This window comes from Bacteroides sp. RCH18 (assembly GCF_058231005.1).
In genome coordinates this window covers 1,236,013-1,258,720 of record NZ_JBIPTC010000002.1, presented here as the reverse complement: position 1 = coordinate 1,258,720, position 22,708 = coordinate 1,236,013, and the positions used below count along the sequence as shown (strand labels likewise).

The following is a 22,708-nucleotide window of genomic DNA, read 5'->3' as shown; positions in this document are numbered from 1 at the left end:
GATATCCGTATTTTTTGTAATATTGCAAAACTAATATTATACGACTTTCAGCACAAACGCAACATTGGACAAAATCAGAGTGCTATTTGCTTATCTGCCACTTATTCATTTCGCGATGCTATAAAACAAAGTATCGGTCATCTTTCAACTTTTGCTTGAAAAGAGGACATCCGAGCCCTTCAAAAACATTCGGGTAGAAATAACAGTCTAACCCGACTTCCCAGCATCACCCTTGTTATAGTGGAAGTAATAGTACTCCGTTTCGAAACAAAAGTGATCTTTACCCGAACATATCTCATTAATATTCTGGTATACGACCATCCCCCAAAAAATAATCTGGCTTTGCCAACCATTGCTATAACACAACGCGCACTGGTTACGCCAGCCAAAACAACACCGAAAATCGATTACTTGTGTTATCGTCCTAAAAACAACGCCGTTTACTCTCTGTTACAACAGAGAAAACCACCGACTTTTCATTCTCGACAAGAGCATAGAGATGTTCGGTGACGAGTTCGATTATCACGAACTAATGTTACTATAATATATAATATAATGTAAGTATGACGACAGTAAAAATTAAGTTCCGTGCTTCTTCCGTGGGAATGAGGGAGGGTACGCTGGTTTATCAGGTTATTCACAGACGGGTGACAAGACAGGTCACCACTGGCTACAAACTTTATCCGCAGGAATGGGACGGGCTTCATTCAGAAGTAACCTTCCCCCCTGGATGTTCGACAAGCCGCCGGTCTTATCTGACAACATTGAAATACAAGATAGCCGAGGATATCGTTATTTTAAAAGATATCGTTACAAGACTTGACCGTGCAGGCAGAAATTACATGACTGACGATGTAATGAAACTCTATCGTTCACCGTCAGGGACCGGAGGATTCATCTCTTTCACCAGAGACTTAATCACAGAGCTGAAACAGGCAGGTCGGGAACGTACTACTGAAAGATACACGACTATCCTAAACAGCTTCAAGCGTTTCATGACCAAACGCGATGACATCCCCCTCGACCATGTGGATTCCAGCTTAATGTTAGAATACGAGACCTTTTTGAAATCCAGTGGTATATGTCCCAACAGCAGTTCTTTTTATATGCGTGGATTACGGGCCATCTATAACCGGGCGGTAGAAAAAGGACTCGTCGTACAACGAAATCCGTTCAAACATGTGTATACCGGAATAGACAAAACCGTGAAACGAGCTGTACCAGCAGAGGTCATCCGTCAAATAAGAGATCTGGATCTAACGTTAAATCCGGTCATGGATTTGGCTAGAGACATTTTCATGTTTTCGTTCTATACCCGTGGCATGTCATTCATTGACATGGCCTTCCTAAAGAAATCCGACCTGAAAAACGGTATTTTGTCATATCGACGGCAAAAGACCAGACAACAACTATTCATCAAGTGGGAAAAGCCCATGCAGGAAATTATCGACAAGTACGACACTACAAAAACACCCTACCTGCTACCTATCATCAATGATATGATGAAAGACCCAAGACGGCAATACAAAAACGCGGAACATCTTACAAACGGTAAACTGAAAAAAATCGGAAAGCAGTTAGGGCTAGAAATACCGTTAACAACATACGTCGCAAGGCATGGATGGGCCAACATAGCCAAGAACAAGAATATTCCCATTGCCACCATCAGTGAGGCGATGGGACACGATTCGGAGAAAACCACCCGTATTTATCTGGCTTCACTAGACTCTTCCGTAGTAGATAAGGCCAACAGCCTTGTCCTAAAATCCTTGTAAAACGTGAACCCTGATAAGGAATATCGTCAAACAAATACAGCTTTCTCTTGGGAGAAGAAATAGCAGACATTATCAAAACATAAAAAAGACATATACAGTAGGCAAAAGGAAGATGTACATACATCCAGAATTGTTGAAAATTTCTGTCTTTTTCTGTATAAGAGAAGTATTTATAAATGCAAAATTAGTGATAAGTATGAAAAAAAGCAATAAAAAAGAATAGAAAATTTAGTTGTTTTTTTCTTCAGAAACAGATTTGATCAACAAAAACAGTACAAAAACGGGAAAACACAATTCTATATAATACTGTATTACAGATGATTATGTATTATTTTTAGTTATAATACATCTCTTATACAGAGAAGTACCATAGATATTTTTGTTCGGAAGTAAAAATAAAAAACATAACACCGGGTTATATCCCCATGATATAATAATGGCATACCGATTCTGCCAATGGTAAATAATATAACGATAAGATGAAAATATGAAAAAATTAATCCTAGGTATTTTTCTCTTCTTATGGGGAGGGGCAAGCACCGCTAAAGCGCAAGAGATCGCAACGAAAACTAATCTGCTGTATTGGGCAACCTCCACGCCCAACCTTGGACTTGAATTGGGTTTAGGCAAGCAAACCACTCTTGAACTCATGGGCGGCTACAATCCTTGGACATTCAACAAAGACGCTAACAAGAAAATTAAGCATTGGCTGGTGATGCCCGAGTTCCGCTACTGGCTGTGCGAACGTTTCAACGGCCACTTCTTCGGGCTACACAGCGGATATGCCTACTACAACATAGGTGGTGTTCGCATCCCCTTTATGAGCAAGTCTACCAAAGAGCACCGCTACCAAGGATGGGGCACCGGTGTAGGAATCTCATACGGCTATTCATGGATAATAGGCAAACGTCTGAATATAGAAGCATCCATCGGTTTGGGCTACATCTACACCAACTACGACAAATACGAGTGTGCCACCTGCGGTGATCACAAGGGCAGCTATGACAAACACTACCTCGGTCCCACCAAAGCAGCCGTATCCCTCATATACATTATTAAATAATAAAACGGAAAGACAATGAAACACATATATTCATCCATATTCCTCTTGTTGTTGGCTACGTGCCCTCTGACAATGCACGCCAATAATGAAACCAGCTATCTTCCTGAAATTGAATTCCGCAATCGAACAATCAACAGGCAGAACCGGGAAGTAACACTGACAATGGTAATCGATTTGAGTAAACTCAAACTCCACACCCAGCACACTGTTGCCCTTACCCCGGTACTCGTATCCAAAGACGATAACCGCGAAGTAGCCTTCCCGCCAGTAGTCATCGACGGAAAGACGCGCAACAAAGTCTACTTGCGGGCACAACATATTAAAAGTATAACATTGCCACCCATCCACGACAGCAGTGCGCAAGCCATTATCCGCCGAAACAACGGCAAGGAACAAAGCTATGACTACCGTGCCGCCATATCCTACGAACGCTGGATGCTGGGAGGGCGAATAGAGGTACGTGAACAAGTATCCGGCTGTGCTAATTGTAACAAGGGACAAGGAGAACAATCCCTACCCGAATCGGAAGCAGCACTGGCGGCATTCATCCCCAACTACAATATAAATAAGGTAGCACCTGCCCCTGAACCGGTGAAAAGACGCGCCGAAGTACGTGTGGCACGATTACAATTCCGTCAGGACAGCTATAAAATACAGCCTGAGTTTAAGAATAACCGCTACGAGCTAGACAGTGTGTTCCACTCCATCGCCTTGGTAAAGGAGAATAAAGACCTCACCGTGACGGGTATTTACGTCACGGGCTACGCTTCACCCGAAGGTAGTGTGGCCTACAACGAACGACTCTCTAAAAACCGTGCCGAATCATTCACCCATTACATACAGCAACACACCACCGACATACCCTCTTCTCTGTGGCACGTATCATGGAAAGGTGAAGACTGGGAAGGACTACGCCGCGAAGTAGAAAAACACCCGCAACTCTTAAAAAAAGATGAAGTACTCCGCATCATCGATGAATGCGATGGCAACCAAGACGACTGCGAAAAGAAAATTAAAGCACTGTTTCCTCCTGAAATCTACCAACGACTACTCAACGAGATGTACGGTCCATTGCGTCGTAACGAATACCGCATCGAGTACAATGTACGTAACTTCAACATCGAAGAGGCCAAACAGCAAATAAAACACTCCCCCGAATTATTGAGCATAGCTGAAATGTACGCTGTAGCCGATTCTTATGGTGAAGGAACAGAAGAATATCGTGAAACAATACTGACCGCTGCCCGCACCTATCCCGACAAAGCAACCGCAGTGGTAAATGCGGCACGTGTAGAACTGGAGCGAGGTAACGTGTCATCGGCCATCCGTCTATTAGAGAATACCTCGGCTACCGAAACTCCAGAGATTCAGAACGCCCTGGGAGTGGCATACGCCAAAGACGGACAATATGACAAAGCACGCAAATGGCTACAACGCGCCAAAGCTGCCGGAAACGCGGAAGCACAAAACAACCTGCAACAAGTAGCAGGCGTAATGAATGACTTATAATTAATATTCATAGATTTTTTCACTATTAATTCAATTACATTATGAAATTAAACAAGTATTTTATGCTGGGCTTGGTCAGTTTGACATTTGCAGCATGTAGTAACGAAGAAGAGAAAAACGTAACTACCGACAATACCGAAGGTAAGGTGTATGTATCTTTGTCTTTGGGTAGTGCGAAAAGCAGATCTTTGGGTGAGAGCGCAGAAGGCAAGACTAACAACATTAAGAATCTTAAGGTGTTCTTCTACACCAGTAGCAACCAATATGTTAATTATGTGGTAGACCAAGCAGTGCTGAACAAAGCGGTAACTGATTTGGCAACAGCTCAATCAGCTACTATTGAATTAACAGAGGTACCTGGTTCTGCAGACAGAATATACATCATTGCCAATGAAAAAGAGAAAAACCCGATTGCAATAGGTTCATGGGCAGCTGTGGAGAACACTGATATATATTTGGTTAATCAAGTTAAAGAAAGCTTTACTACATTCTCTAATGAAGAATCAACAATGACAGGATATAGTAAAATTACAAGCAATACTGAGGTTACTTTAAAACCTGTCACTTGCCGCTTAGAAGTACAAAATTTCATTGCTCAAAAAGCTCCAGATAGTTTCTTGGGTAAAGACATTGAAAAATTTGATGTGAAAGGTATTTATATAAACTCTTTCTACGCACAAGGAAAATTGGGCAACATTGCTGATAATAACCGTGAACAAGTGGATATGAAAGAAAAAGGATTCAATGCAACTGCCTATGCAGACTATAAATACTTGTTTGATGAGCCTACTTATGCACCAACAGAAAATCCTACTGCTACATCAACGACATATACAACAGGTAACGGAATTTGGAAAGTATCTCCAGTGCAATCTACCAACGAAAATCAACCGAAAAAATGGTGGGGATATTCAGTGTTGAAAGGGCATGTTCCTCACTTAATAATCAAATTAGATGTAACATATGACGGTGACTCAGCCCCAGTAGAACGTTATCTGACAATTCATCAATACAAGATAGCTGCTGGTTCAACTCCTTTGGACACATTTGAAAGAGGTAATGCCTACCGTATCGAGAACTTAATGTTCGATGCCACTAACTTGACAGAAGAACCATATGAAGAGACAAAGACCGTATCAGCTACAGTAAGTGTTTCTCCATGGACAGGCGTAGATATTCTACCTGACTTCGGAAACTAATCTTTTTTTTACTCAAAAAGTAATTCTCACATAGAAAGAGAGAGGCGGGGATGCGTTCTCTTGTTCTCAACGCATCTCCTCCCCCATCTATTTTTTATAACTCGAATTTGCGATGAAATATACACTCAAGCATATACTTTCAGCAATAGCCTTGATTAGCTGTGTTTCAAGCTGCATCAAGGAAGACCGCTCCGAATGTAACCCTGGAGTATTGCTGAAATATGATTATTCGCTGAATACGGAACACGTCAATCTTTTTGGCGCGGAAGTAAATAAGGTTACAGTTTATATATTCGATGAGAAAGGCCTTTACTGCGGCTGCCACTCAGAAGAAGGTCCTCAGCTGACCAATGACTACCAAATGTTACTGCCTTTGCCAATAGGCCGTTACACAGTGGTGACATGGGGTGGTGATTTAACATCTTACCGTCTTGGCGAGTCCGATAATGCCGAAAGTGTGTTTCATGAGCAGTTGAAAGAAGGGGTTACACGCATAGAAGATTTCACGCTGATAGCCGAACGCAAAAACGGACAAGCACTTGGCGCGTTGACCGATTTATATCATGGCATAACAGATGTAACATCGACCTACCAAGCCCAAACACTCCATACGGTTTCACTCACCAAAGATACAAAACGTGTGTATGTTACAGTAAAAGACGCAAGCATCGGCAAGAGCAAGACAGATGCCCTGACCGCAGCACCTTACGAAATATATTGCACAGGCACAAACGGCCGATATCGTGCTGATAACAACTTCAGCAGTCAGTGTGCAGAAGTGAAGTATACTCCCTATAACATCCGATTGGAAACAGGGACAATGTATGCTACCTTAAATACGCTCCGTCCTACTTTAGACCGTGAGCTACGTATTACGATTAAAGACACCACCGGAAAAAGTGTCTTTGACAAAGATCTGGTCAACTTTATGAAAGAAATTGGTAATTTCAAGAATCAGGAAGACTTTGACCGTGAAGATGAATACGAAATTGTGGTACGTATGGACAAAAACATTGCCGTATCCGTTACTATCAACGGTTGGGAAGCAATAGACATACTACCTGATTTATAAACTAATATGAAACAGAAGATAATGACAACCAGATATATAGCAAGGCTCTTCTTCTACATAGCCTTACCAATCGTAACAGGTATGTCGGTGGTTTCTTGCCAAAAAGACGAAAGTGCTGCCACAACAGGCTTAGGAGAGATTACGGTACATCTTTCCACCTCTACCAGAGCGGGAGAAAACGACCCGTTGATGAGAAACAACGACGACCGTTTTAGTAGCTTGGCCACATATATCTTCGACAAAGACGGAGGATTTGTAGGATTAAGAAAAGAACAAGTACCATCGGTTGATGCTTCCAACAATGGTGACAACCAGCTCGTAACCTCCTTCACTTGCCTGAGCAATGCCGCTGAGCTGTTTTGTATTGCCAACTATAGCGCCCATACGGGACTGGATGAACAACTACAAAAAGGAATGACAAAAAGCCAGGTAAAATCCTTGGTAGCCCAAACCACCCAATTGTCACCCACTGGCCTATTGATGGTGGGGAAAGCAGATATTGTCTTCGAGAAAGACATCACACAGTCAGAGACAGTGAACGTTAACGTACAACTAAAGCGGCTCGCTGCCCGTTTAGATGTACACGCATTCAAGGCAAACGACTGGAATGCCGATGTAGAAATAATAAATATAGAGTTCTCCGGAGGTGTGACAAACAGCACATTAGAATACAGTGAAGGTACACTGAGCTTGCCCGATACTCCCGCACACGATGCCCCCCGCAGCATTACCGAAGATGGCATCGCCCATAATAAAACATTGCCTCCATTTAATGAAGAGACCGAGATATTTTGGCGAATTGACAACTACCGGAATGGAAGTTTCTACACTTACCGCACTTCTCAATCCCGTACAAGCGAACACGCGCCACGGATCAACATCACTGTGCAAATAGGCGAAAGCATTACAAAGACTTACTCTGCTGTAGTAGCCAACGCTGACAACAACGCAGACGTGACGCTCGATGCCGGCAACGTATACCAAGTACAAGCCCTCTTAAAAAAGAACGGACTGTTGATACAAACTTCAGTGGCCCCTTGGGACGACGCTCCCGTCTACGACCTGGAGTTTGACGCTCCCACCTACACCAATCCACTACAGCCGCTGGACGGAAGCACGACTACCCCTTATCCTAAACCAACAGTATATTACAATCCCGATGAGAGCTCGGACAAAGGAACCTTCTCCGTTATGTTCCACATAGAAGGGCCCAAAGAACAGAAGTGGACTCCCACTTTGTTCGGAAACCCCGAAGACTTTGAGGTAGAAGTACTCCAAGGTACCACAGTTGTTCAGCCGCCATACGTGGCTCCCGGTGATTTCCAAATCAGAGTAAGGGCACGAAATACACTCGGTTCGGAACCAAAACAAACCTCTCTTGCCATATCCTACACACCGATGTGGGATCCCACCGGAAGTTCCACATTGATGATTAACGGAAGTGCCGGGCGGATAGCATGGCAAGACAGCGGCAACGATCCCAACTACATTACAATTACACAGGTAGAACGAAATTGACGAAATATGAAACGGACGGTATATAACATGATGATAGGTTGCATGACGGCATTCTTTCTTGCCGCCTGTATCAACGAAAATGATACTTTGCCCTACGCAGCTACAGAAACAAAAGGAAATAGCATCATTCTCGACGTATCTTCTCCGGCACAGCCGACAAGTCGTGCAGAAGCAATCGGCATCGAGGCAGCATTAGACCACATCGACGTATTGATATTCAACACTAGTGTGGGTGAAGAGCAAGTGTATCATGAACGCGTACAGGTATCGAACAACAATACACTGAATGCTATCACCCTGACAAAACCACGTGAAGAATTCGTGGAAAACCAGCCATACAAGGTATATCTCATAGCCAACAGCAACCACGAGGCAACCCGATTCAAGACCCTTGCCAATCTGGACGCACTGAAAGCCATGACTCAGGAAGACAAGAATATTCACCTGACCGGACTAAAAAATCTCAACGATGTTCCACAGACTTTCTTGATGGATGGTATAGCCCATCGGAAAAACCAAACCTCTACCGATGTAGTGTTAAATAACAACGGCCAAACAGACGACACAGTGTTGGAAGTCGTACTGCGCCGAGCTGCGGCAAAAGTTGAAGTCAAGATAAAAAAAGGCGATAAAGTTACATTCGGTACCAGTATGCCTGGCGGTGCCGGCTATTATCTCCGCAATATGCCCTACACCACCTCCGTAATATCGGGTGTAGATGCCGAAGCTGAATTGTACACTCCTATGATAGCCGCCCCCACATACTTCAAGTGGGGAAGCGAAGAAATTGTCGTCACAACCTACGTTTATGCCCATAGTTGGGCAGACGAGAGCGTGTTTGAGAAAGATGTACGCTTAGTGGTTAACATTCCGCTGACTTATAAAGAATATGAAGACGGTGGAGAGATAGTACGTGAATCAAACTACTATCAAGTTCCCGTTGTCAACCAAACCAAAAAGCTGGAACGAAACACTTACTATGTAGTAACAGCCACAGTGAATGCACCCGGAGCAACAAATCCGTCGGAAGCAACAGCACTGGAGGAAGTAAAATATAGTGTAGAGGAGTGGAAAGAAGAAACAATAAATGTCGGAGGTGAAAGCAACCGCCCGGTCTTTCTTCATGTCAACAAGGAAGAAATGGCAATGTACAATATGACAGATGATAACACCACCCTACATTTCTCCTCATCGTCAGAAGTAACTGCAACAGTAGAACGTGCTTATTATGTAAATAAATTCGGAATAGAAACTGATGTGGACAACAGTATTCTAAATCAAATCAATGTAACCGCCGATGATGGACTGAGCGGAAATATTGCCGTACACAGTCCGGTTCCTACCAATAATGCAATACGGTATGTAGTGTTAAAAATTACCAATATAGACAGTGCGACTCCTTGTATGGTGACAATTGCCCAACATCCTCTAGAGTATATCACGAATATACAAAGCTGGTATTCATATCGCGATGACTTCAAGAGTAATAATTCACAGCCGACGACGTATGAATATAAAGGTGATAGAATTACAGGAGTAGGTTACGAAAGAGAGTGGTCATGGAGTAGTGGATATGGTCCGTATGAGTATGTATATAAACAATCGTATAATGGTGGTTTTTGGCATTCGAAAGTAGCTGATACTCCAAATGAAGATGGAAAGTCTCGAATTAGTTATTACTATTGGGATGATAATAATAGCAATACCCCTCGAACTAGTTCGGCAGAAAGCAATGGCAATGCCAGAATGTATCACGTACGAATTACAGCATCCTCTGGTGACTATACATTAGGTAAACCCCGCTTAACAAGCGAAGGGTATACAGACCCGGGAACCGACAACGCCAAATTGGTATCGCCCTCATTCATGATTGCTTCGCGTTTAGGATTTTTGAATACAGGAAACATTGACCTCACTGCTGATTATGCGCAGGAAGTCGTAAAAAAACATTGTGCCAATTATGTAGAAGTCTATAAAGATAAAGACGGAAAAAAAGTAAAGTTAGACGATTGGCGTCTACCTACAAAAGCCGAGTTGGAGATTATCATGAAATTCCAAGGCGAAGAAAATCAAGATGCAGATGCTATCGACTACTTACTGAATGCTGAGTATTACTGGAGTGCCAGTGGACGAATTAATAATACTAAAAGTAGCTCCAGTGGCACTTCTATCCGCTGCATCCGCGATGCTTACGATGACAGTACCGTCAACCAATAACATAGAGAACATTAAAAAGACAATAAAAATATGATAAAGAAAGCGATACATACAGCAATGGTCCTGTTGGTCTTGTCGATAGTACTCATTGCCTGTCAAGATGAATACGAAACAAGAATGCCTAACGTGCCTGACGGCTATGTCGCCTTGCGTTTCAGAGCCGATATACCTGCCATGCAGGAAGTAACTACCCGTGCAGTAGATGAAGACGGAAAAGGAGTGCAAAACATGACGCTTTTCTGCTTCGATACCTACGGACTGTTCGTCACCACCGTCACAGCCAAGGTCACACCCACCAGCGAAACCGAAGGAACTTTTGATGCATCAGTCCCCGATCATACACGTATTATTCATTTTGTAGCCAACCAGAACATGTCAGAATTTCCGGAAGACAACTTCCTGGGCAAAGCAGAAGCAGAAGTAATGGCATTACTGCAAGGTTCTTCCGGTAGAATGATTTATTGGGCACGTTTTGCTTGCGCCCCCGATAACACCGCCAAGATAAACGAACAGATGAGTTCCGAAGGCATCAAACTGATTCGCAACCATGCACAAATTTCCTTGGAAAACCCACAGAGCCAATGGATTGAAGTGACAGGTTTCAAAGTGTATAACACAAATGCCTTCGGCACAGTGGCTCCCTATCATCCACAAAAAGGGTTCGACTTTACATGGCCAAGCGACGACTCACCATTTGTCACCCTGCCTGACAACAAAGCCAAGATGAGCGACATTCAAGATGTGGTGACGGACATGAGCCAATACGTTTTTGAATGCGAAAACAAAGAAGACGACCCAGTCAGTGTAATCATCAGAGGACACTTGCCGGGGCAAACCGAAACAGACGATTTGTACTACCGCGTAATGCTAGTGAATGATAATGGAGAACAAATCCTGATACGTCGCAACCATCACTATAAAGTAAACATCGACGGCACACTTGCCTACGGACAAAAAACCTTCGCAGAAGCACTGGAAGCTGCTGCTACCAACAACGTGTGGATTTCCATCTCTGAAGATGTTAAAGAGGTAGAAGACCAAAACTATATATTGGCCGTAGAACAAACCACCTATGTGCTTGATCCCACCATTGCGCCGGGCACCGGATTTCCGCTGCATTACACCGTGAAAGGTAAAAACGGACAGACTGTTAGCAATTCCGACAAACCAAGTATTAGTTGGCTGGAAGGCAATACTGTAGCATCGGAAACAAATATAGACAACACTTTCACTGTGAACAACGGCACAGGCGAAGGAACGATAATTATCTATACACAACCGTTAGAAGGAAACATCCACAAACTAGAAGGAACGCTACTCGTAAAGAAAGGACGATTGCAACGTAAGATAAAAGTCATCAAAATGCAAGAACAGACCTTTGTGCCCAGTTGGATGGGAGCACAGTTGTACGGGAAACTTGATGAAACCGACACTGAAAACAAAAACCGTCCCAAGGCCACAGCCGTATTCACCATTCCCGAAACCTGTCCGCAGGAACTATTCCCCATGCGAGTACTGCTATCTGTCAATGCACTTGACGTACGTTCCGCATCAGGTATGACGCTCTCCATCATCCGGAAAGGTGATGAAGGATACGGCGCAGACAATGACTGGGGATACAAATACGTCTACATGGCAGAAAGTCCCGGCGTACAACGTGTCTACTTCGAGAGTATACTGAATCAGACAGGAGACGATACCAACACTCCCAAAAAACTCATCATTGAAGCAGATCATTTCAAAACTATGGAGCTGGAGTTTATGTTCTCGGAAAAGACAAACACCATCACCTTAGAAGGTTTGGAAAGCTACAACGCCACAGACATAACAGGAGGACCGAAAGACGAAGCCATCTTGTATCGTCTGGTACCACAAAAAAAAGGAGCCAAAGTGCAGTTTGACATGCAAATGAAAGAACTGGATTCTAAATATCAACCGTCCCAAAACATCAATGCCACAAGACATGACGAGTTTCTTATTTATACCAGCAATTTATTGCATTACGACAAAACCGAAGATGCAGGGGTTCAAGAATTCGACTGTGAGTTTCACCATACGGAAGCCACAGCCTGGGCACAAAAGAACAATCCCAATGGCGGACAGACCTGTATGTTTACACCAATCAAACCGGAAAATCCAACGGCAGGCACAGGCAAATATGCTATCTATATGTATACCAACAAGGCCAAAAGTGCCGAAGTGATCCGCATCGCATCCAATTTGAACAATAAGCCCGCAGTATTGGCCAAAAACGCAGAAGGTGAAATGGCAGGTGGACTGTACATAGGCGAAACCTATCGCAGTGTCATCTTTGAGCTTGCCAACTATACCCCATTTCGCTTTGCAGCACGTGTAAATTACGACAATTCCGGGGCTCAGGGAAACGACGCAACCGGCAGTGCAGCCGAACCCGTCACCCCCCTAACATGGAGCTATAACCCAGGAAAACCAGTAGATATCGAGATAGACATAACTAGTTTTGCAGGCTCAGACAAAAAGTCAGCTGATCCTTTCGGCAGATCATTCGAAATATACATCGATGCCCCAATGCTGGAAATAGACGTAAACCGACTAAACGCCTGCCATATAACAGAAGAGAAACTAAAAGTTCATCCAGAAATTCCCGGACGCTTCATTTACACAGTGGATGCTAACAGAGAACAGGAGCGCAAATTCGGTATTGCCGACGCCCTGAGCAAAGACGGCACCACCGGAGTACAACAAACAGGCGAACGCAAGCGACTGCCATTCAAAGTGAAAAACGTAGTGAGTGCAGAAGACATTGTAATCTCTTCCGACGAAAAGGAAGTGGTATACTTCGCCAAAACATTCCGCGTAAGCAACAGTTCCATTACCGGTACATTGAAATACAAAACAAATGACGGCAGTACACACAACGTACCTCATAACTCTTTCGTTCCCTTTGAGCGTACAAGTAATAACAGCCGTATCGGTGCGATAACAGTAACAGCAGACGGGCAATATGAACTGCGCTTACGCAAGGAGTATGCATTCAACTGGAATACGGACAAAGTAGAATTGCGGTTTGAAAACCCTACCGATAAGATAATCTATAGTGCAACAGTGGACAACTTGGCAACTCTCTTTGCTAATCCCCATGTCGTACTCGAACAGGAAACGGCCAGAGGCAACTGATCACCATGCAAGTGCGTTATCTCATACAAAAAACTCCGGATGTGCTCACTCACACCCGGAGTTTCCATTTGTCGGCATCATCATCGTATATGAAAATCCTCCTGACAATACTCCTTGCGTACCATTTTGGTATCAACATACCCCACCTGCAAGCACAGACATCACAGAGCCAATCATTCCGCCTCCCCTCTATCCCCGACACACTAAGCATCCCGGAAAAACGTGTCGCCTACCTCGCGCTGCACTACTGGGACTATTTTGACTTTACCGACACAACATTGATTGCCCCTACGGAGATTACCGAACAGGCATTCGTCGATTTCGTCAGCATACTTCCCTATACTCCAAATGCGTCGGCAGCTATCGATACCCTCTTTCATCGTGCCTTAGTTGAAAAGGAGATGTTATATCACTTCATCTCACTAGGCGACAAATATCTGTACGAACCCAACTCGCCTATGCACAACGAAGAACTGTATATCCTCATACTGCGCGCATTGGTGGACAATCCCCATCTGGAAGAGAAGGATAAGATACGTCCTCGCCACTTGCTCGAGATAACGTTGAAAAATCGCCCGGGTGACGTAGCAGCGGATTTCACTGTTACCTGCCGGGATGGCAAACGCAGGCATCTTTCTAAACTTAAAGCCAACCACATCCTGCTTTACTTCAACGACCCCGATTGTGAGGAGTGCCAACGTGTAAAAGAATGTCTCTCCTCATCACCGAGAGTGAACGAGCTTTTGGAATCCGGTCGTCTGAAGCTGTTTTCCGTCTGTATAGATGGGAAGACTGACGCATGGGAAAAAACGACATTTCCGCCTCACTGGATCGACGGCTATGATGAGAAACGACAGCTTAGACATGAACGGGTATACGACCTCAAAGCTATGCCTACGCTCTATCTTCTTGATGATAAAAAACGAGTGATACTCAAAGACACTTCAGTGGAACAGATAGAAACATGGTTTGAGAAACAACAAAAATGCAGGAAAATCATTTCGAAGTGAGATTACCCTTTCTGCAAACGTTTCAGAGCAGCAATAGAATCGGCTACATACATGTTATCCGGTTCTATGGAACGCCAATAACAAAGCGACCCTATCAACCGTTTCAGATAGGCAGGATCATGGGAACCGATTCTGCGTTGATGTTCCGCCAGTCCCTTCGTCAGAATGAAATAGACATTCTTGCGAATCTCTCTCTTTCGGGCTTTAGGAATGGTCAGCTTCACACCGGAGCTGACGGATACGCCCGTGATTATCTTCCTGTCATATTCATTCAGAAAACGGGTTTTCCGATGATTCGGTTCAAACTTCTCTTCCCTGATGATTTCCTTGACCCGGGCAAGCACCTGCTCTTTCGGCAAGACATCGCCCGAAAAGGTAAGGTCGTCGGCATAACGACTGTAAGTCAGCCCGAATTCTTCCGCCATCGCCGCCAGTTTCCGGTCCATCTCATAAGCGATGATGTTGCTCAGTACCGGACTGGTAGACGCTCCTTGCGGCAAATGCCGGCGCATACAACACAACTCGCCCAGCACTTTCGATATATTCTTCGGATAACCGATCTTTTCGAAAGTCTTCTTCACCCTCGGACTGCGTATGGAAATAAAGAAATCGTGGATATCCGTCTTCAAGACATAGCGTTTTCCCAAATGGGGACGGACGTTATCGACAATGGAATGCTGACGCCGGAATCCCGTAGCGGCAGGGTGCACATTTACAGACAGTAATATACGGTGATAAATAGTATCCTGAATGGCTTTCAGCTCCTTGTCCGGAGTAGAGATCATGCGGTATCCTCCTCTCCGCTTTCTGATCCAGAACTCCCGATAATGAGAAGAGACATCCTGCAGTATCTCTTTCAGCCTCATCACCTCTATTCCCAACAGATTGGCACACCACACCACCGCCTCTTCATCAAATACAGGACATGTTCTCGTTTTAGGAGTGACTACTCCTAGAGCATGCCTGAGCCAGGCTCCATGTTCCCATTTGTTTTTGGAAGTCTCTTCGTTAGTAGTATTACCGCTGCCTGTTGCTTTCCATCTCTTGTATCCTTCCTGTTTCCGGCTCGAAGAAATCAATTTATAAATCAGAAAACCGGTAACAATAAGTATCGTAATTAAAATTCCGTCCATCTTGTTGTTGCATATATAAAAAGGAGAAGAAGAGGACGAGATTTTACTAAAATAAATTTAGGTATTTATACCTAGGTATTTATTTTCTAGGAAAACACCTGTGCCTGCGAGGCGACTACACCTCTTATCTGCTAAATTTTTCCTCATCCTCTTCCTTACAAAGATATGTATTTTATACACATTATGCAATTATTACAAAGAAAAACTATCGGTTGAACAACTCGAAAGTAAATTTACATCCGATCCCGCTGAATTTCCAGTTCTCACTGCTGACGAATACTCCCACATCAAAGACGTGCGTACCGATGCCGTAGCCCACTTCAAGGTAAGGCTGAAGGTGCGGCATAGAGAGCGCACTGATATAAAGACGCTCGTTCTGTACATAGCGGGTATATTTCATCAAATGCCGGAGAATGAGGAAAGGGGCCTCATAAGTGAAATGTCCGCGTACATAGCGGCGGGAGGAGTTATACCAACGTCCGTCGAGCACTTGAAACACACCGCCGATTTCATCATTCCACCCTACCGGCAGATTATGACGGGCAAAATTGGCAAAGTCCACAAAGTACAGTTCATCCTGATTGGTAAACGCCCCGAAGCCGAAACGATAATAAATATTTCGCATCAGTCCCAGCTGAATCTTATGTTGAAGATCGAATTCTATCCGTTCATATTCTCCGGTACTTTTGAATACTCCTTCTATCCCCCGTTCATAGTCCACCGAAAATGTCGGATAGTCAGAACGGAGATTGATCTTACGCTTTCCGTTCATATAATAATAAAGCGCCGGAGTCCATTCCACCCGGATGCGCGGGGCAAAGCTGATATAGGTATTTCTGAAGCGTTCCATAAATTCCGGCGGAGGCATCGGATAGTCACCTGTAATCACAAAACGGGATTTCTCGACGGCAGTTCTCTTGTGCGCTGAGAAACCGAGACTGATATCCAGTCCGTTGGTAATTTCAAAACTATGACGGAAGTTGAAATACAAGTCCTTGAAATAATCCAGATGGATGAGGTCGAAATTAAAGATACTGTCCGGCATCGCTTTCAGTTCGTCCAGCATCTTGCTGCTATAGATACAGTTACCATTGCCCACACTCAGCCGAAAAAAGCCCCGTTTCTGCGGCCAGTACTCAAAGTCGGCATTCAACGACCAGTAGAACTCTTTCCGTGTAAAGTTATAACCTAGTTTGGGCACGATGCGGAGCCACTTGTCGCCTCTGAAAATCCGATTGTAACGGAAGTCCTGCCGGTACGATAATCCGTTGCTTCCGCTATAACTGAACAAAAGCGGATTGATAAACGGCGAGAAGCGGACACTTCCGATATTGGACAGATTGAATTTATAATCTTCCACCATCAGGTCGCCCATCGTTCCCCAGAAAGCCTGACTCTTGGATTTTCGTTGCACCGACACGGTATCCCGTCTGTATGCGTAATCCTTATAAAGTTGTTTTTCCCTGTCACTCAAAGGAATGGGACGTAATACGCCAAACGTGGAAGCATCTGTTTTATAGGCATTCGTATCACACTGCAAGGAGAATGATTCCGACAAATTATACTTTTTCTTCTCCTTCTTCCGAACCTTTCTTTCTTTCAGCTCTATTGATTTATAGTCCAACGAAGCGGTATAATTGCCGTCCACCTTATTGCCCAGGAACTTAAAAAGGGCCTCCACATCATAACGCACCGGGAGAAACTCATCTTTCTTTCCAACTTCCCCCATCTTGATCCAGCAAGTAAACGTAATCAGTTCCGACCGTCCCGAAAAACGTATTTCACGCACGCTCCATACATTGCTGCTGACAATCATATAGCCGCCCACCAGCTGGTCGCTCTTGGTACGGGGAATGAAACGTATCCGGTAGTCGAGATTATTGGGATCGCCCATCACACTGTCTATCCGGTATTTGTAGTATTTCTGCCCGTTCTTGGCAAGCGGAGACAGCAAGCGTTCGTCATTCAGAAGAGAAGATGAGTAGATATTGACACTAAAATATTCAAGCAGCCCCGGCAGTCCCCTGTTTCCTCTCACAGTGCCTTGTGATGCCTTAACTTTCTGGTCATAGATATTGGGAGCTGTATAATGCAGGTCACTATACGTTTCGAGCAAGTATTCACGTACCCCCTTCTGCAAGCGAAACATCGAAGGAACGTACCGGAGGATAAAATTCTTCTTCTGAATATTCATCTTACCCTTTATATATAGGTTCGCGCGATAGTCGCTCACTATACTTTCATAAGAGGGAGCAAAAGTCATGACACGCTCAATGATGGAATCAGCAGATATCTCCTGACTTGTATAAGGATTAAGAACAAGATTGGCTGCCCCCTTCGGAATAAAAGAGAACAAGCACAACATACATCCTATCAATATCTTATATTTCAATCGTCGTATCTCCTTGTTTATTGTAGGCAAATATAAAAAAGAATATCGAAAAGCAAGGGAATTAAGCTGCAAAAAAGAGTTAGCAAGGAAAATCCTTTCCCCACGCCACGCATCATATCAGTTTTCATGGACATTTTTCTACTTATGCTACATTCACATTTCTATGTAGAAGGTGATTCATTCTTGCATGATTTAAATCACTTCTGCATAGTTATGGGTCATCTTGAGGCAGGCTATAAACTAATCCTGATTTACACGTTTTTTACCTCTTATCTTTAATAAATCTATCTTCGACTATACATAAAACTATTCGTCTGACAGCTGTTATTTTTTCGTCTGACAGCTGTTAGACGAAAGAGTAACAGTTGTCAGACGAAAGTTCAACAACTGTCAGACGAATAGATTTAAGTATAATGGGGACTAGTTCTTTGCAAAAACAGAATTAAATCTTAATAAAGAAGACGAATGATTAGTTCATTAACGTACAGTTTTGAACTAAAATGCTTACCATTCCTTTTAGGCACGAACAGGGTTTAAATAAAGAATGAGTCCCTTCCAACTAAACGAAAGTAAAAGTAACAGCATCAGTATAAGGCATCCCTGCATATCCGTGTTAAAGTTATCCTCACCTGCCTTTTATTTTCCACTTTATTCTTGACGAAAAAGAAAAATGTTGTATCTTTGTTATGCATTTCATACCAGAAGGCGGGGAAACCTGCCAATCCTCGTGGCAGGCATTTTTATGCCTGTCCACGTTCATATCTATATGGCGGTTCCGTACCCCCGTGTAGAATGTTAATGCATCTACTGCCTTCTGGTGAAATGCAACGGGAAAGGCGGAACCGCTCTTATTATTTTAGAAAATCTTCGCCTACCACACACTCATAATCACTTATTATGGAAACAGAACAAGTTGCCGTTCAACCAACGGTGGGAGGTATCACACAAGCTCCCAAAAATGTATTTATTGTTAATGACAGAGAATTAAAGGACTTCTACCTCAAATTCGCCCTCTTCCTGAACCCGGATTCCTGCTCCGCAAACCGCACTGAATTCGAAATGCTAAACATTCTGCTGAAAGACCTGAAGAAAATTGTGGGAGCACTCACCCATCTCACCATGCACGCTTGGGATGATGGCATGGCAGAAATCCTGCTCTCCTGCGGTGCCTACTCCATACAGGACGACTTAAACAAAAAAACGCGTATGCAAATGAACGCATCGATGGGGAAGCATCTACAGTTCCTCACCCAAATGGCTATGGACAGTCCTACAATGAAGCTGCTATACAGAAACATGAACAAGCATTATATGCAGGTAGAAATGTTAGTCAAACAGATGGCTGCGGAAATCGACCGGCAGAAAAACAAGGACGGACAGCAGGAAATACTGGAATCCATCTCTTAATCGGTTATAATCAAAAAGCACCATGACGGGCAAAAGGTAATTCAGAGACGAATCAATCCTTTAAAGAGGGGGTGTTCCTCAGAAAAATATATCATTTTCTGAAAATACCCCCTTTTAAATAGGGGTACTTTCAGAAAAAACATATAATTTTGCACCATCAACCGATAAAAAGAAGACGATTTATGTCAAAAATGAGATTTTACGCCTTACAAGAACTTTCCAACCGGAAGCCGCTGGAAGTTACTGCCCCTTCCAACAAACTCTCTGATTATTATGGTAGCCACGTATTCGACCGCAAGAAGATGCAGGAGTATCTTCCGAAGGAAGCCTATAAGGCTGTTACCGATGCAATCGAAAAAGGTACACCGATCAGCCGTGAAATAGCCGACCTGATTGCCAACGGCATGAAGAGCTGGGCCAAGTCGCTCAACGTCACCCACTACACACACTGGTTTCAGCCTCTGACAGACGGAACCGCCGAAAAGCATGACGGCTTTATCGAATTCGGCGAAGACGGCGGAGTCATTGAACGATTCTCCGGAAAACTGCTGATTCAGCAAGAACCGGACGCTTCTTCTTTCCCCAATGGCGGTATCCGTAATACATTCGAAGCTCGCGGATATACCGCATGGGACGTTTCTTCTCCGGCATTCGTAGTAGATACCACGCTCTGTATCCCTACGATTTTTATCTCTTACACAGGCGAAGCGCTGGATTACAAGACTCCGCTTCTGAAAGCACTTGCCGCCGTAGACAAGGCTGCCACGGATGTTTGCCAGCTATTCGACAAGAACGTAACACGCGTCTTTACCAACTTAGGATGGGAACAGGAATATTTCCTTGTAGACTCCTCCTTATATAATGCACGTCCCGACCTTTGTCTGACAGGACGTACCTTGATGGGACACTCTTCCGCCAAAGACCAACAGCTGGAAGATCACTATTTCGGCTCCATTCCTCCACGTGTCACCGCATTTATGAAGGAACTCGAAATCGAATGTCACAAACTGGGCATCCCTGCCAAGACCCGTCACAACGAAGTAGCTCCCAACCAGTTCGAGCTGGCTCCCATCTTCGAAAACTGCAACCTGGCAAACGACCACAACCAGCTTGTCATGGACCTGATGAAGCGTATCGCACGCAAGCATCACTTCAATGTATTGCTGCACGAAAAACCATATAGCAGCGTAAACGGCTCCGGCAAACATAATAACTGGTCGCTCTGCACCGACACCGGCATCAACCTGTTTGCCCCCGGAAAGAATCCGAAAGGCAATATGCTGTTCCTTACTTTCCTGGTAAACGTACTGATGATGGTATACAAGAACCAGGACCTGCTGCGTGCCTCCATCATGAGTGCCAGCAACAGCTACCGTCTGGGAGCGAATGAAGCTCCTCCCGCCATCCTCTCCTGCTTCCTCGGTTCACAACTCTCGGCAACCCTCGACGAAATCGTACGCCAAGTAGGAAACGAAAAGATGACACCGGAAGAAAAGACTACGCTGAAACTGGGAATCGGACGTATCCCGGAAATCTTGCTCGATACCACCGACCGCAACCGTACTTCTCCTTTCGCCTTCACCGGAAACCGCTTTGAGTTCCGTGCCGCCGGTTCTTCTTCCAACTGTGCCGCCGCCATGATCGCCATCAACGCCGCCATGGCCAACCAGTTGAACGAATTCCGCGCATCTGTGGAGAAACTGATGGAAGAAGGAGTGGGCAAAGACGAAGCTATCTTCCGCCTGCTGAAAGAAACCATCATCGCTTCCGAAGCCATCCGCTTTGAAGGCGACGGTTACTCAGAAGAATGGAGACAGGAAGCTGCCCGCCGCGGACTGACCAACATCTGCCACGTGCCGGAAGCACTGATGCACTACGTAGACAACCAGTCGAAATCGGTACTGATCGGTGAGCGCATCTTCAACGAAACCGAACTGAACAGCCGTCTCGAAGTAGAACTGGAAAAATACACCATGAAGGTACAGATCGAGGGACGCGTATTGGGCGACCTTGCCATCAACCACATCGTGCCGACGGCTGTCACCTACCAGAACCGGCTATTGGAGAATCTTTGCAAAATGAAAGAAATCTTCTCTCCCGAAGAATACGAAGTATTGAGCGCCGACCGCAAAGAGCTGATTCGCGAAATCTCACACCGGGTGACTTCCATCAAAGTATTGGTACGCGAAATGACCGAAGCCCGAAAAGTTGCCAATCACAAAGACAACTACAAAGAGAGAGCATTCGAATACGAAGAAAAAGTACGTCCTTATCTTGATAAAATCCGCGATCATATCGATCATCTGGAGATGGAGGTAGACGACGAAATATGGCCGCTACCCAAGTACAGGGAACTCTTGTTCACCAAATAAAAAGCTCCTGAAGATTGCACGAAAGAACCTGCTTTTGTGCAATCTTTTTATAGATTCGTTCATTTTCTCATTTTTTCTTTCTACTTTTGTGCTGTATAACACAGTTTTGTAGCACCCATGGTAAAAATGAACATGTCAGACATCGATATTTCGGAACCATTATCCGATTTGTTAGCTCCTTTGAATAACGAACAAAGGGAGTTTCTGATGAACAATTATACAATACAGACCTACAAAAAAAACGAAACCATCTACTGCGAAGGGGAGACTCCCTCTCATTTGATGTGCCTCATTACCGGCAAAGTCAAAATCTTCAAAGATGGTGTAGGAGGTAGAAGTCAGATTATCCGCATGATTAAACAGCGGGAATACTTTGCGTACCGTGCATACTTCGCAAAGGAAGACTTCGTAACTGCTGCCGCTGCTTTTGAACCTTCTGTTATCTGTCTCATCCCCATGACTGCCATTACCACGCTTATTGCTCAAAACAATGATTTAGCCATGTTCTTCATCCGCCAGCTTTCTATCGATCTCGGCATTTCCGACGAACGTACCGTCAGCCTGACACAGAAACATATCCGCGGACGTCTGGCAGAATCGCTAATTTTCCTCAAAGAAAGCTACGGTCTGGAAGAAGACGGGTCGACATTGAGTATTTATCTTTCCCGTGAAGACCTGGCAAATCTGTCGAACATGACCACCTCGAACGCCATCCGTACCTTATCACAGTTCGCTACGGAACGCCTGATCACCATCGACGGAAGAAAGATCAAAATCATTGAAGAAGAAAAACTCAAGAAAATAAGCAAGATAGGATAATACAGACCTTATACGATCATAAAAAGTGATCTGAAACTTTAACTGGAAGCCGATGTTCGTCACATC

At 44.3% G+C, this 22,708-nt stretch carries 14 protein-coding genes; 12 read left to right on the top strand and 2 right to left on the bottom strand.

Annotation, left to right across the window (positions count from 1 at the left end; translation table 11 throughout):
• The first annotated feature begins 563 nt into the window (after positions 1-563).
• The 9 genes from ACHLI0_RS20040 (at position 564) to ACHLI0_RS20000 (ending at position 14,519) form a co-directional block, all read left to right on the top strand.
• Entirely contained in the window at positions 564-1,775 is a 1,212-nt protein-coding gene (locus ACHLI0_RS20040; protein ID WP_490749910.1) for a site-specific integrase, read from the top strand.
• A gap of 487 nt (positions 1,776-2,262) precedes the next feature.
• On the top strand, positions 2,263-2,838 hold the full coding sequence (locus ACHLI0_RS20035) for a DUF3575 domain-containing protein (RefSeq protein WP_315864405.1): 576 nt from the start codon (positions 2,263-2,265) through the stop codon (positions 2,836-2,838).
• Positions 2,839-2,853: 15 nt separating this feature from the next.
• Positions 2,854-4,347, top strand: coding sequence for a DUF3868 domain-containing protein (locus tag ACHLI0_RS20030; RefSeq protein ID WP_490749909.1), 1,494 nt, complete (start codon positions 2,854-2,856; stop codon positions 4,345-4,347).
• Positions 4,348-4,388: 41 nt separating this feature from the next.
• Positions 4,389-5,546 carry a fimbrial protein gene (locus tag ACHLI0_RS20025; RefSeq protein ID WP_490749908.1) on the top strand — a complete coding sequence of 386 codons (1,158 nt, stop codon included), beginning with the start codon at positions 4,389-4,391 and terminating at the stop codon, positions 5,544-5,546.
• A 112-nt stretch (positions 5,547-5,658) separates the two neighbouring features.
• Entirely contained in the window at positions 5,659-6,618 is a 960-nt protein-coding gene (locus tag ACHLI0_RS20020; RefSeq protein WP_490749907.1) for a FimB/Mfa2 family fimbrial subunit, read from the top strand.
• Between the two features lie 6 nt (positions 6,619-6,624).
• Positions 6,625-8,136, top strand: coding sequence for a fimbrial protein (locus ACHLI0_RS20015; RefSeq protein WP_490749906.1), 1,512 nt, complete (start codon positions 6,625-6,627; stop codon positions 8,134-8,136).
• 6 nt (positions 8,137-8,142) lie between these two features.
• Positions 8,143-10,353: a fimbrial tip adhesin FimD gene (gene fimD, locus ACHLI0_RS20010; protein ID WP_490749905.1), complete on the top strand. Its 2,211-nt coding sequence runs from the start codon at positions 8,143-8,145 to the stop codon at positions 10,351-10,353.
• A gap of 30 nt (positions 10,354-10,383) precedes the next feature.
• The gene (locus tag ACHLI0_RS20005) at positions 10,384-13,509 is read left to right on the top strand and encodes a hypothetical protein (RefSeq protein ID WP_234120049.1); all 3,126 of its coding nucleotides are present in this window, start codon (positions 10,384-10,386) and stop codon (positions 13,507-13,509) included.
• Between the two features lie 89 nt (positions 13,510-13,598).
• Entirely contained in the window at positions 13,599-14,519 is a 921-nt protein-coding gene (locus tag ACHLI0_RS20000) for a DUF5106 domain-containing protein (RefSeq protein ID WP_234120048.1), read from the top strand.
• A 2-nt stretch (positions 14,520-14,521) separates the two neighbouring features.
• Here the strand turns inward: ACHLI0_RS20000 and ACHLI0_RS19995 are convergent, their stop codons facing one another.
• Together ACHLI0_RS19995 and ACHLI0_RS19990 are read right to left on the bottom strand one after the other, a co-directional pair.
• On the bottom strand, positions 14,522-15,652 hold the full coding sequence (locus tag ACHLI0_RS19995) for a retron St85 family RNA-directed DNA polymerase (protein ID WP_490749904.1): 1,131 nt from the start codon (positions 15,650-15,652) through the stop codon (positions 14,522-14,524).
• 205 nt (positions 15,653-15,857) lie between these two features.
• On the bottom strand, positions 15,858-18,017 hold the full coding sequence (locus ACHLI0_RS19990; RefSeq protein WP_490750174.1) for a DUF5686 family protein: 2,160 nt from the start codon (positions 18,015-18,017) through the stop codon (positions 15,858-15,860).
• A 924-nt stretch (positions 18,018-18,941) separates the two neighbouring features.
• On the opposite strand from ACHLI0_RS19990, the gene ACHLI0_RS19985 reads away from it, so the two are divergent.
• From ACHLI0_RS19985 to ACHLI0_RS19975, 3 genes are all read left to right on the top strand, one after another.
• The gene (locus ACHLI0_RS19985) at positions 18,942-19,451 is read left to right on the top strand and encodes a hypothetical protein (protein ID WP_195382179.1); all 510 of its coding nucleotides are present in this window, start codon (positions 18,942-18,944) and stop codon (positions 19,449-19,451) included.
• A gap of 182 nt (positions 19,452-19,633) precedes the next feature.
• A complete protein-coding gene (locus tag ACHLI0_RS19980; RefSeq protein ID WP_022471551.1) occupies positions 19,634-21,823 on the top strand; it encodes a glutamine synthetase III family protein in 2,190 nt (729 codons plus the stop codon).
• 117 nt (positions 21,824-21,940) lie between these two features.
• Complete coding sequence (locus ACHLI0_RS19975) at positions 21,941-22,642, top strand: Crp/Fnr family transcriptional regulator (RefSeq protein WP_008760011.1); 702 nt, start codon at positions 21,941-21,943, stop codon at positions 22,640-22,642.
• Positions 22,643-22,708 lie beyond the last annotated feature (66 nt).

What these genes read in the sequence shown, in the direction of transcription:
- ACHLI0_RS20020 (WP_490749907.1), top strand. Translation starts at nt 5,659, where the DNA reads ATGAAATATACACTCAAGCATATACTTTCAGCAATAGCCTTGATTAGC.
- ACHLI0_RS20035 (WP_315864405.1), top strand. Translation starts at nt 2,263, where the DNA reads ATGAAAAAATTAATCCTAGGTATTTTTCTCTTCTTATGGGGAGGGGCA.
- ACHLI0_RS20040 (WP_490749910.1), top strand. Translation starts at nt 564, where the DNA reads ATGACGACAGTAAAAATTAAGTTCCGTGCTTCTTCCGTGGGAATGAGG.
- ACHLI0_RS19995 (WP_490749904.1), bottom strand. Translation starts at nt 15,652, where the DNA reads ATGGACGGAATTTTAATTACGATACTTATTGTTACCGGTTTTCTGATT.
- ACHLI0_RS19980 (WP_022471551.1), top strand. Translation starts at nt 19,634, where the DNA reads ATGTCAAAAATGAGATTTTACGCCTTACAAGAACTTTCCAACCGGAAG.
- ACHLI0_RS20000 (WP_234120048.1), top strand. Translation starts at nt 13,599, where the DNA reads ATGAAAATCCTCCTGACAATACTCCTTGCGTACCATTTTGGTATCAAC.
- ACHLI0_RS20025 (WP_490749908.1), top strand. Translation starts at nt 4,389, where the DNA reads ATGAAATTAAACAAGTATTTTATGCTGGGCTTGGTCAGTTTGACATTT.
- ACHLI0_RS19990 (WP_490750174.1), bottom strand. Translation starts at nt 18,017, where the DNA reads ATGTTGTGCTTGTTCTCTTTTATTCCGAAGGGGGCAGCCAATCTTGTT.
- ACHLI0_RS19975 (WP_008760011.1), top strand. Translation starts at nt 21,941, where the DNA reads ATGGTAAAAATGAACATGTCAGACATCGATATTTCGGAACCATTATCC.
- fimD (WP_490749905.1), top strand. Translation starts at nt 8,143, where the DNA reads ATGAAACGGACGGTATATAACATGATGATAGGTTGCATGACGGCATTC.
- ACHLI0_RS19985 (WP_195382179.1), top strand. Translation starts at nt 18,942, where the DNA reads ATGGAAACAGAACAAGTTGCCGTTCAACCAACGGTGGGAGGTATCACA.
- ACHLI0_RS20030 (WP_490749909.1), top strand. Translation starts at nt 2,854, where the DNA reads ATGAAACACATATATTCATCCATATTCCTCTTGTTGTTGGCTACGTGC.
- ACHLI0_RS20005 (WP_234120049.1), top strand. Translation starts at nt 10,384, where the DNA reads ATGATAAAGAAAGCGATACATACAGCAATGGTCCTGTTGGTCTTGTCG.
- ACHLI0_RS20015 (WP_490749906.1), top strand. Translation starts at nt 6,625, where the DNA reads ATGAAACAGAAGATAATGACAACCAGATATATAGCAAGGCTCTTCTTC.